The sequence below is a fragment of the Nostoc sp. 106C genome, assembly GCF_002154725.1.
Classification (GTDB): Bacteria; Cyanobacteriota; Cyanobacteriia; order Cyanobacteriales; family Nostocaceae; genus Aulosira.
Window position 1 is genome coordinate 26,445 of sequence record NZ_MTAW01000166.1, and the last position, 14,356, is coordinate 40,800.

General features: G+C 41.4%; 12 protein-coding genes and 1 riboswitch. Of the genes, 10 read left to right on the forward strand and 2 right to left on the reverse strand.

Translation table 11 applies throughout. The features are described from left to right. Positions 1-75: 75 nt before the first annotated feature. On the reverse strand, positions 76-1,071 hold the full coding sequence (gene glsA, locus BV375_RS25075; RefSeq protein WP_086765600.1) for a glutaminase A: 996 nt from the start codon (positions 1,069-1,071) through the stop codon (positions 76-78). A gap of 813 nt (positions 1,072-1,884) precedes the next feature. Between glsA and BV375_RS25080 the strand changes: the two genes are divergently transcribed. The 7 genes from BV375_RS25080 (at position 1,885) to BV375_RS25105 (ending at position 9,696) form a co-directional block, all read left to right on the forward strand. Next, on the forward strand, positions 1,885-2,988 hold the full coding sequence (locus BV375_RS25080; protein ID WP_086765544.1) for a septal ring lytic transglycosylase RlpA family protein: 1,104 nt from the start codon (positions 1,885-1,887) through the stop codon (positions 2,986-2,988). A gap of 182 nt (positions 2,989-3,170) precedes the next feature. Continuing rightward, positions 3,171-4,775, forward strand: coding sequence for a bifunctional pantoate--beta-alanine ligase/(d)CMP kinase (locus tag BV375_RS25085; RefSeq protein ID WP_086765546.1), 1,605 nt, complete (start codon positions 3,171-3,173; stop codon positions 4,773-4,775). A gap of 690 nt (positions 4,776-5,465) precedes the next feature. Next, positions 5,466-6,068, forward strand: coding sequence for a superoxide dismutase (locus BV375_RS25090; RefSeq protein WP_086765548.1), 603 nt, complete (start codon positions 5,466-5,468; stop codon positions 6,066-6,068). Positions 6,069-6,479: 411 nt separating this feature from the next. Beyond that, entirely contained in the window at positions 6,480-6,686 is a 207-nt protein-coding gene (locus BV375_RS25095; RefSeq protein WP_086765550.1) for a hypothetical protein, read from the forward strand. 279 nt (positions 6,687-6,965) lie between these two features. Next, positions 6,966-8,597, forward strand: a complete 1,632-nt coding sequence (locus tag BV375_RS25100) for a tetratricopeptide repeat protein (protein ID WP_086765552.1) — start codon at positions 6,966-6,968, stop codon at positions 8,595-8,597. A gap of 62 nt (positions 8,598-8,659) precedes the next feature. Next, the gene (locus tag BV375_RS38840) at positions 8,660-8,782 is read left to right on the forward strand and encodes a hypothetical protein (RefSeq protein WP_279432963.1); all 123 of its coding nucleotides are present in this window, start codon (positions 8,660-8,662) and stop codon (positions 8,780-8,782) included. 155 nt (positions 8,783-8,937) lie between these two features. Continuing rightward, entirely contained in the window at positions 8,938-9,696 is a 759-nt protein-coding gene (locus BV375_RS25105; RefSeq protein WP_086765554.1) for a hypothetical protein, read from the forward strand. A 252-nt stretch (positions 9,697-9,948) separates the two neighbouring features. Here BV375_RS25105 and BV375_RS25110 read toward each other — a convergent pair whose 3' ends face one another. Further along, entirely contained in the window at positions 9,949-10,383 is a 435-nt protein-coding gene (locus BV375_RS25110; protein WP_086765555.1) for a hypothetical protein, read from the reverse strand. 462 nt (positions 10,384-10,845) lie between these two features. Between BV375_RS25110 and BV375_RS25115 the strand changes: the two genes are divergently transcribed. From BV375_RS25115 to BV375_RS25125, 3 genes are all read left to right on the forward strand, one after another. Beyond that, complete coding sequence (locus BV375_RS25115) at positions 10,846-11,190, forward strand: hypothetical protein (protein WP_086765557.1); 345 nt, start codon at positions 10,846-10,848, stop codon at positions 11,188-11,190. A gap of 57 nt (positions 11,191-11,247) precedes the next feature. After that, a complete protein-coding gene (locus BV375_RS25120) occupies positions 11,248-13,398 on the forward strand; it encodes a pentapeptide repeat-containing protein (protein WP_086765559.1) in 2,151 nt (716 codons plus the stop codon). A gap of 172 nt (positions 13,399-13,570) precedes the next feature. Next, on the forward strand, positions 13,571-14,065 hold the full coding sequence (locus BV375_RS25125; RefSeq protein ID WP_086765561.1) for a hypothetical protein: 495 nt from the start codon (positions 13,571-13,573) through the stop codon (positions 14,063-14,065). A 132-nt stretch (positions 14,066-14,197) separates the two neighbouring features. Continuing rightward, a riboswitch (cobalamin riboswitch) is annotated at positions 14,198-14,353 on the forward strand. The last annotated feature ends 3 nt before the right edge of the window (positions 14,354-14,356 follow it).

Sequence of the window (14,356 nt, forward strand, 5' to 3'; positions counted from 1 at the left end):
CTACCTTAATTAAATGTCGAACAATGGCGATCGCTTTCAATTAACTGTCATGAGTTCTATTCGGCTATTACTCTGTCACGGATGACTTAAAGCAGGGTTCATCAAACTTGAGCCTTTACTGGAACACTCAAATAGATGTAAACCTAGCTGCTGGGAAAGTTCTTCACATACCTTAACACCCCGCACACTGTTACCACGTTTATCCAATGGTGGCGAAAATACTGCAATTCCCATCTGATGCGGGACGACGGCTATAATTCCGCCACAAACGCCGCTTTTCGCAGGAATACCGACCTTGTAAGCCCATTCACCAGCAAAATTATACATTCCACAAGTGTACATAACACTCAAAATGTCTTTAATATAACTTTTATGTACTGCTTGTTCGTTCGTAATCGGGTTGATACCTTTGTTAGCTAAAGTCGCCGCCATTACTGCTAAATCACGACAATTTACCATTACCGCACACTGCTGGAAGTAGAGATCCAAGGACTCTTCAATATTCTGGTCAATCATGCCAAAGTTGAGCATGAGATGCGCCATTGCGCGGTTGCGATGTCCAGTACTGCGTTCTGAGGTGAATACAGAAATATCAACAAATACATCATGTCCGATGTATCGTTTGAACATTTCTAGCATTCGGTTGAGGCGTTCAGTGGGGCCAGAACCTTTGATTAGACTAGTGGTAGCGATCGCCCCGGCGTTTACCATTGGGTTTAATGGTCGATTTGATTGTTCATCGAGGATAATGGCGTTGAATGCATCTCCTGTCGGTTCCACGCCTACCCTGGTCAAAACATAATCTCTTCCATGATCTTCAAGGGCCAGTCCGTATGCAAATACTTTGGAAATCGACTGAATGGTAAATAGTTGCTCGTAATCCCCAACTTCGTAAATCTGCCCATCTATGGTAACAATGCAGATGCTGAACGAGTCGGGATTTACCTTTGCTAATTCTGGAATGTAGTTTGTGACTGCACCTTCTTTGAGTAACTTGTACTTGGAATACAAGTCTTCAAGAACATCTGAATAGGGTGATGGGACTGTTTCTAAATCTCCTTGAGTTGCCATGAGGCTTACAGCTTGTGCTAAAAAATCATACTCGCTCAACTACTGTAAGCACAAATGTGATTCTATTTTCTCAATTGGCAAATTAATCCACACGTACTTATATTATTTGTCATAATTCTTTTGATATATTTTCTTTACTTGTAAAAAATACTACATACCCTTTTTTCCTCTATAAGCTCTTAGTAATACGGTTAGTTTGAGTATCTTATATAACTAATATTTAAATATTATAAAGTTTTTATAATCATTTTCTATGTAGCAATCATAACTTTATGAAGTATTCTTAAGAATATGTTTTTTTTAGAATAAATAAGCTGTAACTCCTGTTACAAAATACTTAAAAGTAAATACAAAGATTTATTAAAAATAATATTTTTAAGTATTTATTCGCAATATCAAAAATATGAAGTTATGAAGTTACTAATTTTTATCTACATGAATATTGGGAGGCAGATAATTACATACAGGTGCGATATTTGGGCAAATATTTTCAGGTAGCTGGCTCAATTTCAAGCCTGGAAAATGTTAATTTTTCATAAGAAAAGTTTTACTTATCAATAAAAACGTTACACAGTTGAAATCCGCATTTGAAAAAGGTTTGAGGCTTGAAAACAGAATTTAAATTTGCTAAAGTTACCAAGACTTACGCTAAAACCCTGATCCCCAAGCTCATAGGTTCGTGTTAGTCTGTTGCAGTTATGAACAAAAAGTGAAAGCGGAACGAGTTCGAGTTGTAGGGGTCGTCACTTTACTGTGGTTAAATTCCCACGAACCGTAAAACTTCTGTTCTACAGTCGCTTTAAAATCGGACGCATGAATCAAAGACATTTGTGGACTATTGTCGCCCTGTTTCTGACTGTTTTAGGGATGCCCTCAGTCGGTCGCACTCAAAGTACCAAGGGAACTGCGCTTGCTTCCCAACAACCACCAGCAGGTGATGTTGTCAAGGTAGGAGAGTATCAATCCCCAGCAGGGAAACCTACTTCTGATGCTGCGATCGCAGAAATTCATCCTCACAGCATTGGAGGACGTCAGGCGGCAACCCTTTTTATCCGAAATATTCCTGTTCTTACCTTTCTGAGTTCTTTACCAGCTGGGAGTGCTGATAGTAAAGTTGGCTCAATTGAAAACTCTGGGGGCGTACAAATGTACGCCCCTCTTGCTAGCAACTCAACCAAGGTGGCAAGTATTGGAAATATCTCGGATGTGGGTAACCAAATTACTGCGGCTCAAAATGACCCGGTGCAAAAAGCTGGTGTAATAGCAGCGAAAATCAACCAGTTGCTTCGGGACAATGTGGACGCCAGCCAGATTAAAGTTAGTTGGAAAGGAGGCGGCGAATCGAAAGTTGCCAATCAAGCCCAAAATAAAGCTGCTTCCTCCCAACAAAAAGGCGATCGCTATACGATCAAGGTAAATGGCGAAGAATTGGTGGAAATTAATGAGAATACCCGACTAGCAAATCCCACCAATGACCTCGCGCAAGATGCATTGCAAGCGACTAATCGTATGCGCAGACTCATCGGCAATGCATCTCCCATCAGCGAGATTTCTAATTTACCAGTTCGTTCCACCTTATCAATGCCAAAGTTGCCCAAAGAGATTGCCATTGGGCCAGTGCGAATTACACTGAGTGGCATCGCTTCCTGGTATGGATATGATGGTTCGAGCAGCCGTACTGCCAGTGGTAAGAGATTTCATCCAGAAGGAATGACTGCCGCCCATCGGAGCTTACCTTTTGGTACACGAGTTCGTGTGACTAACACCCACAATGGTCGTTCTGTAGTGGTGTCTATTACCGACCGAGGACCCTACATTCGAGGTCGAATTCTTGACCTTTCTGCTGGTGCAGCTCGAATTTTAGGCATGATGGGCAGTGGCGTTGCACCTGTGAAGATAGAAGTTTTAGGCAGATAAAGAGAATCTTCACTGCTGACAGTTGATATTCAACCGACAACTGTCAATTTCTTACCCGCTTTCAACTCCCTACGCTCTAGTTTCCAATAGCTATCACTTAATTTCCCCTAGTTCAACATCTCTTCCCCCTATTTCAGATATAAACTAACGGGGGAGGGATCAAGAAAAACTAGGGGTATTTTGTGCGCCTGCTGACAACAGTTGCAGCTTTAAGCTGCTATTTAACTAAACGCCGCTCGGAAAATAAGTGTGCAGTTCTAGAAGATGTGGTTCTAGACGAGATGACTAGTTGGGACCAAACTGCTGTCGGTCTAGTACCGACAATGGGAGGGTTACATGAAGGTCATTTAAGCTTGATTCAACGAGCTAGGCAAGAAAATTCTACGGTGATTGTCAGTATTTTCGTCAATCCGCTGCAATTTTCGCCAAATGAGGATTTTCAACGCTACCCCCGAACTTTAGAGTTAGACATGCAACTGTGCGAGCAAGCTGGGGTAGACCTAATTTTTGCGCCCACTCCGGAAGAAATGGGAGTTCCGCAGAAGAGTATACAAGAAGCGAAGGTTACACAAGTAATCCCTCCATCTGCTATGATAACAGGCTTGTGTGGTGGGTCTCGGCAAGGGCACTTCCAAGGTGTGGCCACGATTGTGACCAAGCTTTTCAACTTGGTACAGCCTGACCGAGCCTACTTTGGCCAAAAGGACGGTCAGCAACTAGCAATTATTAAACGGCTGGTGGCTGATTTGAATTTTGCGATCGAGATTGTTGCTTGTCCAACGGTGCGGGAAGCGTCTGGTCTTGCCTTAAGTTCTCGCAATCAATATTTGACTGCAACGGAAAAAGAGCAAGCCGCGGTGTTGTATCGCGGCTTGCAGCAAGCTGAGGCTATTTTCAAAGCAGGGGTTCGCGACAGCAGCCAGCTGATCGCAGCAGTACAGCAAGAAGTAGCAATGGTCAGTACTGTCTTAGTGGAATATATTGAATTGGTTGAGCCGACTACATTAATGTCTTTAGTAAAAGTTGAGGAGGAAGGAATGCTCGCGATCGCAGCTCGTCTTGGTTCTACACGTTTGATTGACAATATTCTCTTGTGCGATCGCCTACCAATCATCGCCATTGATGGCCCAGCCGGCGCTGGAAAATCTACAGTAGCTCGTCAAGTAGCGAACAAACTAGGTTTGGTGTATTTAGACACCGGATCTATGTACCGTGCTGTTACTTGGCTGGTACTGCAAAATGACATTGCCATTGACGATGAATGTGCGATCGCTGAATTAGCCAGCTCCTGTGAAATCCAACTGACTCCTAGCCAGGATCTACAATCTCCTGTGCAGGTTTGGATTAATGGTATGAATATTACGCAAGCAATTCGGACTATTGAGGTTACATCAAAAGTATCGGCGATCGCTGCACAGAGCGCTGTACGTAAAGCCTTGGTGAAACAACAACAAAGCTGGGGTAAAAGAGGTGGTTTAGTAGCTGAAGGCAGAGATATTGGTACCCATGTATTCCCCGATGCTGAAGTAAAAATTTTCTTAACTGCCTCTGTTAGCGAACGTGCTCGCCGCCGACAGCAAGACTTTAAAAAACAAAACCAGCCTGAAGTTAGTCTAGAGCAGCTGGAACGTGATATTGCTGAACGTGACTGGAAAGATAGCACGCGCAAAGTTTCACCCTTACAAAAAGCAGCAGATGCGATTGAAATTCAAACTGATGGTCTCAGCGCATCTGAAGTTACAGCCAAAATTGTTACCTATTGCCAACAGCAATTATCTCAATGGTAATTTCTATAATTTTCTGTTACTTGCTGACTTGATGTACAGAGGTGAGTGACTTAGCACCCACTCACCATTCTGAAATTGTAGATATTAAAGACTTTACGAAAATTTGTTTTGAATTGCAGCCTTGTGTATTTGAATATTAGCGGATTGTGTCATTAATTCATCTAGCTAAAGACTGATTTTAAATAATTTAATTTCTAGTTCCAGAGTTAGAAGTTTTATAGTAAGCGAAAAATAAAGTTTAAAATCCAGGTAATGAGAACTATCATCCAATGTCCATTGCCTCAATTTGATAAAATTATGCCTGTACTCACTAACATAGGATCAATAAAATCCTTAATTTGTCCCTTGTTGACAAATTAATTGTTAAGAGTAGGTTAAATAGTATTACCCCAGGTATCAGAGCCAAAATATAGGTGCACATCTAGACTTTTGAATTTTGTAAAAACCTGCCGAGATGGTTTTTTGAGTTAGCAAACTTTTTTTGAAGAATTTTGGAATTCCCCACAGCACTAGAGGGATTTGACTAATTGCAACAGTCCTATGTTTTAATCTTCACTTTGGTAGTAAAATGACGATGTTAAGTTTTATGTTCCAGCATGAAGGGCATAAAACTTCTCAAAACAAAACCTGTAATTCCTAAGCTTATAAATAGCTTTAAACTGGAAAACGGTAAAGAGAGGATTTCACACAATGGCATTTCAACAAGCCCCCCTACCCTATGACTTTAATGCTCTAGAGCCATATGGCATGAAAGGTGAGACTTTCGAGTATCACTATGGCAAGCATCACAAAGCTTATGTAGACAACCTTAATAAGCTCACCGACGGTACAGAATTGGCTGATAAGCCACTAGAAGAAGTCATTAAAGCTTCTTTTAAAGATGCTTCTAAGGCGGGAATCTTTAACAACGCTGCTCAAGTTTGGAACCACACCTTTTTCTGGAACTCGCTGAAGCCAGCAGGTGGTGGTCAACCTTCAGGCGCACTGGCTGATAAGATCGATAAAGATTTTGGTAGCTTCGATAAATTTAAGGAAGAGTTCTCTAACGCTGCTGCAACTCAGTTTGGCAGTGGATGGGCTTGGTTGATTGATGATGGTGGTACTTTGAAAGTAATCAAGACACCGAATGCAGAAAACCCTTTAGCTTATGGACAGAAGGCACTGTTAACCTTAGATGTTTGGGAACACGCTTACTATATCGACTACAGAAATGCTCGTCCTGCATTTATCAAGAACTATCTCGATCAGTTAGTCAACTGGGACTTTGCTGCTGAAAATTTAGCCAAAGCCTAACTGCCTACAGGAATAGCTTTTGACAATTTTCTCAAGCTGAAAAAACTTAGTTGGATTTATTCATCTTGCAGCAGTCACGGCTACTATCGTGGCTGCTTTTGATTTCCTTGACAGATTAACAGCCAATACAGTTCAGTTAAGAAAATTCATTGACAACAAAGCTCACAAATAATTACTAAACAAAAAACCGAACAATTATTTTGGAGAGGGCTTGGGGGACGCAACCGTCCCCCAATCGGGGGTTTGGGGGATTCTCCCCCAAATCTTAGTTTTTGTCCGACAGATGAGAACTCTTATCACCTTAACTGAACCGTATTGGATTAACAGCACAACAGTTCTGTTGAAGAAAAGTGGCCACTTCTAGCTGGCTCATGTATCTTAAAAAGTAATCGCATCGAAAATATAAATATTATGGATAGCAAAGAATTAGCTCAATACTTGGAAGCAACAGATAGCATCTCAAAACCTTGGCTGCTAGTGCAACTTCGGCTCAAAAAACTCCAAGAACGTCAACCTACGCTTTCAGAAGATGCCTATGCCAACGAATTACAAGATATTTACCAAGATTTGATGAATTTAGGCGAATGGTGGCGCGGCATTGAACATCAGGTATTTTGATTAGTCAATAGTTAAGATATCCGAGATTTAGGAATTGGGCGTACTCTTGAGGGATGTAAGTATACCCTGTTTTAGCGAATTGCCCTAGCGATCGCAGTTATAATTTTTTCATCTCTTCTAGATCCTTCCTTGCTTACCTTTTTCAGGCTGGCAAGGGAGGATCAATTGCAATTAGGGGTACAAACAAGGAGGACAAACGACTATTGATTTCATTTCACGGTTTACGCCGATTTGATATTTTAATAAAATAATCTCATCAAAAGACTCGCAGAAATATAAATGGACTGGATTACTTTACTGCGATCGCTACAGTCTGATTTTATTAAGAGGTTAACAACTGGTTGTCTGCTTCATTGTGAAACAGAAGGTCAATATAGTGAAATAACTATAATCTCTGGAGAGAGGTTAAAATCCCTACGAGAATTTTGCTGGCAGATGGCAGAAAAATATAAACGTACTTCGCCAGTCCGTGACGTTTTTATCAACAACTTAAAAGGCAAACTTGGTGAAGAAGTTGTTAAAGAACGTTTAGCTGATTTTATTACAGAAGTAGATTATGAAAAACGATTCGGTGGTGATGGAAAAGTTGATTTTACCCTCACTTGCGATCCATCAATTGGCGTTGAGGTAAAATCCCGTCACGGTACTATTGATAGAGTTAGATGGTCTGTTAGTTCAGAAGAAGTTGAGAAAAATGCAGTTGTAGTCTGTGTTCTTATCCAAGAAGAGGTGCATGAAGCTCAAAGCGAATATCACCTTTTCTTGGCTGGTTTTTTGCCTACTCAAATGATTAAGCTAAAAACTGGTAGAATCTCATTCGGTATTAATCAATTGCTGTATGGTGGGGGTTTGTGGTGTTATTTGGAACAATTTCAGGCTACTAAACCTAGTCAAAAGCAATCTTCAATTGATAATTATAATCATCCGCAAGATCCACCAATTAATCAAAGTAACAATCAGTTAATTAAGCTCTTAGGATATCGTGAAAAAGAAGATGTGTTCTTTGAACATCAGCCTGATTTAAATCTCTTTTATGTAAATCTGGGCGATAAATCTTTCGAGCAAGGCGAGTCTGATACAGCGATTATCAACTACAACCAAGCCTTGCAACTTAATCCTCACAATGCCGAGGTTTATTACAAACGTGGTATGGTTCGTTATCACCTGGGAGATTACGAAGGTGCGATCGCAGATTATACTCAGGTTATCCAAATTAATCTTAATCACACCAAAGCTTATAACCAGCGTGGTTTAGCTCGTTATCAGCTAGGAGATTATCAAGCAGCAATTGAGGATTATACGCAAGCCCTGAGAATCAATCCTCATTTTGCCGTTACTTATAGAAACCGTGCTGATGCTCGTTCACATTTAGGAGATCATCAAGGAGCAATTGAAGATTACACTCAAGCAATCAAAATTAATCCCCATTATGCCATTACTGATAAAAACAGTAGTATTTCCCGTTATCTCCTATTAGAACAGCAGAAATTGACTCAAACAATTAAGATTGATCCTCATGATGCCGTCGCTTACTATAACCGTGGTAAAGCGCGTGCTGACTTAGGAGATTATGACGGTACAATTGCTGATTATACTCAGGCAATCAAAATTAATCCTAATTATGCTGATGCTTATTACAGCCGTGGTAACGCTCGTTTTGACTTAGGAGATTATGAGAGTGCAATTATAGATTACAGCCAGGCAATTAAAATTAATAGTAATTATGTCGATGCTTATTATAATCGTGGTCATGCTCGCTTTGGATTAGGAGATAAGCAAGGCGCACTCGAAGATTTTCAAAAAGCAGCGGAAATTTATTGGAAAGAAGGCAAGATAGCAGAACACAACGATGCACGGGAAAAAATTTTAGATTTAGAAATTGAAGAATCTTTAGATATTTTAAATTTCTAGGAAGTAAAATCTCTAACTTGAAAATCAGACAGTCTCGATGAAACGAGTTTCACGAGCGTTGCATGAAAGTGGATCTGGGATTTTTACTCAGCACTCAACACTTTCACGTCAGAGGACAGAAGGATAAAGATGTTCATGCCCTTGTTGTATGGTTATTACATGGCTATGAACCACAGAGGAACTAAGACACAAAGAGGGGAGGAACTTGAGAATTCAACTAGATGCTTAATAACAACACAATATCAAAAAATGTAAAAAAAATTTAGTTTATTGAAAGATTTTTTAAACTTTATGGTAGCTTAACTTTTTAAACATTAAGTAATCTAATCAGCTCAATTCAATGATTTATAACCGCCAATTGCCAAGAAATTTGGCTTTTTTGTCTTTATCAGTAATATTAGGAGCTGATTTAGCAATCACAGAAATAGCTCCTTTAGCTGTTGCACAAACCACTCCTATACAGTCATCTGTTGGTAAGTCTGTGACATTTACTTGTAATGACAGTGAAGCAACCATCAAAGCTAAAAATGGCCCCAAGGTAACTACTGGATCAACAACAATCTACATAGGTTATCAGCAGGTATCATCTACTAACAAAGATCCTCGCCTCGTTCGTTTTGATAATGGTGTTAAAAGATGGTGTCTTAGTAATTATGAAACAACTGGTGATGATGGTTCAGGCTATGGCTTGCTTTGGGATGGAGGAAGCATTTTATATGGTGTTTTCTCCTCCACCGGAACCCAAACAGGAAATAATTTTGGGCGCTTTGCTATTGGTCGTTGGCTAACTAGTTATGGTAGTGGTGGCGGTCCTAAAGTAGCAGTTATAGCTCGGATTGATCCAACTAATGGTAGCGTTAAATATGCCACATTTCTGACTTCCAAAAGGCCGGATAACGGTAAAACTAATTCTTTACTGGTCACCAGTTTATTATGGAATGGTACAAATTTAACTGTAAGGGCAACTTCCTGGTGGACTCCGCGTCGCACTAATACAAGTGCAATGAATTGTTCTGGCTCATCACCTTATCAATATACAGCTGTATTCACTAGCGATTTAAAAAAGATGAACTCAGCTTCGGCAGCTACTTGTAGTTAATAGAAATTAGCGACTGAAGACTGAGAAATAAGTTTTTGTAGTTTTTGTAGTGGAGTGACGCACTTAAACTGGTGCAATAGAAAAATTAGGTTATGCTTCTAAAATTCAATTTTCCAATGAGATTAACTTTAACGTGAGTCTCCAAGGAAGGCATCCACAATCTTTTGGTATATCAAAATTATTTTACTGGTGCCGTGCCCCTACAAAAATTTATCAGGAGCAAACATTATTTGAATTGGTATAACAAAGCAGCTACTTCGATGGCTTTTGTGAAATTGACAGGGTATAGCTATAGTTCCCTTGAGATGAGTCACCTACATAAAATGAGTATTCTCCAGCTGGCCAGTAACCAGTAAGCTCTGCTTTGCCTCCAGAGTAACTGTCTGCTAAAACACAGAACCGTCCTCCAGGCCCGTCAATCAGCAAAGTTGGCTGTCCTTTACTCTCAACAGTAATGCGCAAATAAGGCAGTGACTCTGGAACCTGAATAACTTGACTGGGTGTAGCAGGAATATTACCACAATTGCTTTTTACCGAACCCCCAGAATTGCCATTGAAAACTAAAGGGTCAGGGCTGAAGTTGCGATTAACGATTTTTGGAGCGTCCTTTGCTAAATTAACATCGTTAAGCGCTAAACTCATTGCCAAGGCTGCGGGAACGACTGTAAATATTCTATGTATTTTCATATTATTAAATTAATGCTCCCGACTGTTTATTAAGCGATATTTTTAGACTTAATCTATGTTTATTAGACGATGTTCATCAGTTTGTGTTCCAAACTACAGCGTATAAATTTTTATATTCATATATGAAAAATGTATGAGATAAAGAAGGATGAAAAAAGCGTCAAATAACTGTATGGTAGGGAACTAGCAGTAGAGAGTACTTACTGGTAAGGCAAAAACCGAAGTAGCTAGTATGACTTTTATTAATTAAGGTTTTAGTTCCTGTTCAGTCCTGTACTGTTTCGGAATTTCCGGATTTGAAACGACGGATGATGAAATCCTTGCCATGAAGGTGTTTGAGAAATTTATGATTGTAAATTTTCAACAAAATGATATTGTCAATTGTCTAAAAATATTTGGCAACCAGATACATTAGCTAAAATCACAGACAAAACCGCCTACAAGCTGAGGTCAAAAAGATTTATGAATCCTCAACCAGAAGAAGACTTGCAGCGTCGCCTGCAAAAGCTAGAGGCAGAGATTAATTCCTCGTCAGCCGAAGTTTCGCCGCCAGAAGAACGAAGACAAACCTTTGAATTTAGTTTTGAAAGCTTAAACTCGCAGCTAACGCGATTGCAAAGCTGGTTCAATAGCTTGTCTGGAACGAGAAAGCTAGTAGTCTTGGGCGTGACGGTCGTATTAGGTATAGCGATGTTGCAAGCAGTTCTTAAGCTTGTAGCCTCCGTTATCAGTCTGGCAGTGTTGGCAGTGTTGGTGTATGTTGGATACAAATTTTTTGTGTCTAGTAGCTTTCAACATAAAAAATAGTCTATTTAAACCACGCCGCAAGCGGTGTAGAAATAAAGTCACAGGGATATTAATACGATGGCGACCCCAATTGTCAGGAGAAGTAATAATCAATCTAGTCGGTCAAAAGACCCAGAAAAATCCAATTCGCTGCCATTAGTAACTAGACGTGTTGCCGCTTGGGCAGCGGAAATCACACTGGTGGTTACCAGTGGCTTGATTCCCTTCGGCTTAGGTGTGTATGCCAATTCCAGAAGCGATTTGAACCGTGTACCCGTTAACCCTGTGCTGGTAGTAACAGAAAGAGCGATCGCCCGACCTTTAGCTTTGCCTGTTAGCTATGGTATCCGTAACGTAGCCTGGCCCACTAATATCTTGTGGAGTCTCGCCTTATTAGCACCCGTGACAATATCGGGATGGCAGTTATATCTACTGGCAAAAACAGGTAGCACTATTCCCAAGCGGCGATTTGGTATTCGCGTAGTCAACGAGCAAGGGACAGCACCAGGTTTTGGAGCGGTAATAGTTCGAGAAGGACTTGGGCGTTGGACTGTACCTCTATCTGTCGCCTATCTGCTGTGGCGCTACAGTTTAGCCTTTCCTAACTTAGGAATTTTTGCAGTTTTGGCTTTATTAGCGATCGCAAGCGAAGGAATTGGCTTGCCTTCAAAGCAGGGGCGGCGTGCATTGCATGATATTTTGGCAGGTACTCATACAGTAGATGCCACTCGTCCTTTGCCAGCCTCACTCGCAGGTGACAACAAGCAAAATCAGCCCAATGACGCGGAGCAATCGCCCCAAGAAAATCAAGAGGTAGCAAGTGCAGCTGAAAATACACAGTTGCATCCCCTATTAGCGTTGATCCGGCGTAATCCTAATCTCACCCTGAGCGGAGTCGCACTCCTGAGCATGGTAGCGGTGTTGGCAACTTTAGTAGGCACTCAAGTTTACGTCCAAACTCAGGAAACCCAGCGTAAATCTCAGCAAATCAACAGCCAACAGTTTTTAGAACTCGTAAAACAGCTCAACCCCAACTCGGCTGCTACTGATGAAGAGCGCCGCAGTGCAATTCTCGCTATGGGTACTCTTAATGACCCGCAGGCGATTCAGTTTCTTGCGGATCTCCTGGTGAAGGAAACCAATCCTACCCTAGTAGATACAGTTCAACAAGCTTTGGCACATGTCGGGCTGAAAGCTATCCCAGAATTAAAAAATCAGAATCAGTTTCTTGCTGGCGAGATAGATGGAAACGTCAATGCACCCCTAAATCAAGAAACGCGACAAAAGCGGTTACAACTCAACCAAAAAGCGATCAACAAAATTCTCGCTGTTTACAGTGGTCAAAGCAGTGGAATCGATTTGAGCCGTACTCAATTGGGTTTCACTGGTTCCCAAGCCAATTCCCTGTTCAACCTAGTACTAGACAACGTTGATTTATCGGGAATTAAATTCAAGTCTGCAAATCTGAATCAAGCTAGTTTTCGCGGTAGTCGCTTTCGCAGCGTAGGTGAAGATGGGCGCTGGGATACTTACGACGATATCATGGCTGATTTGAGCCAGGTACAGATGAAGCAAGCCAATCTTAGCGATGCAAATCTCAGCCGCGTAGTGTTGAACCGTAGTGATTTGAGTCGTTCCACTCTCAACAGAGCTAACTTATCCGATGCGCGGTTAATTGGTGCTAACCTCAGCAGCACCCAGCTAGTAGGAGCCGATTTGCGTGGTGCAGCTTTAGAAAATGCCAGCCTGACTGGAGCAGATTTAGGCGATGCCAAATTGAACGAAGCTGATTTATATGCGGCTCGTTTAGGTCGCGTAGTAGCCATCGGTACTCAATTGTCATACGCGAACTTAACCAAAACCGATTGGCAAGGAGCAGACTTATCTGGAGCCGATTTAGAACGCGCCAACCTCAGCAATGCTAATTTGAGCGCTACTCGTATGACTGGTGCTGTTTTACGTTCTGCCCAGATGCAAAATGCTAATTTCCAAAATGCTGACCTGAGCCTTGTCGATTTACGGGGAGCAAATGTCGCAGGCGCTGATTTTAAGGGGGCAATTATTTCGCCTAGCAAACAAGATCCAGCAGATGAATTTGTCCAAACGCCATCTAAAGGTTCAGTCTCAGCCGTAGTGCAAGGGGTTGATTTTTCTCAAGCCAAGAACTTAGACCCCAAACAACTGGCTTACATTTGTACTCAAGGAGGCATTCATCCTCGTTGCCCGTAGGTCTGTAGGAAGCAGGGGAAGAAATAACCCTTGACCCTTGACTCTTGCCCAATGCCCCATACCCCATTACCAATAACAACTGACCACTAATCACTGATTATTACCAATAACAGCGATAACATAGGTATTAAAAGGAACCTTGACAATTTCAGATGGTGTGAGGAAACGGGCAATGAAGCATCTCCGGTATTTGATTGTAGTTCTAGGGGCTGGTTCGCTGTTGAATCTTGCTATGAGCATTCAGCCAGCACAAGCGCAAGTAGCATATGGTAGTTATGTCGGTATAGGTCCATCTGTGGGTTTGAGTGATGGTCTTCAACTCGGTGGGGTGATTGCCTTTCGCTATAAACTTTTGGAGTCACCGATTTCTTTCCGTGCTCAGGCTTTAATAGGTCAGGGTACAGCAATTGTGCCCACGGTTTCTTACGATGTACCTTTAAACTGGCAAACTGATGCCTACTTAGGAGCAGGATTAGCCTTGGCTAGTGGGGATGACCCTTCTCCTGTGGGTAATAAAATCAGCTTTGCCTTGCAACCAGGAATTGATTACGTTGTACCAAATAGCAACACTGTTCTTTTTGGCAACGCTATTATTGCTTTTGACGCCTACCGTAATGGTAGTGGTACTGCTTTTTCGTTGCAAGGTGGCGTAGGTTTAAGATTTTAAGAGTAATTTATAGATAGTACGGAATTCAGATTCCCAAGTCTTTAAGGCGTGGGATTTTTTTTATTTTTAACCGCACAGAGAAGTCGGAGCACAGGAGAGCAGAGTTTGCTTTCATCTGATAGCAGTAGTGTATGATTTAACAAGTCATTTGGTTCTGGTGGGGAGCAGCCACCAGAGGTAACGGGGAAAGTTCGGTGTAAATCCGGCGCTGTCCCGCAACTGTGAACCAATTTTCCAAATTCTAAAATTGAGTGAGTCAGGATGCCCACCAAATGCTGAGTGTTTTATTAT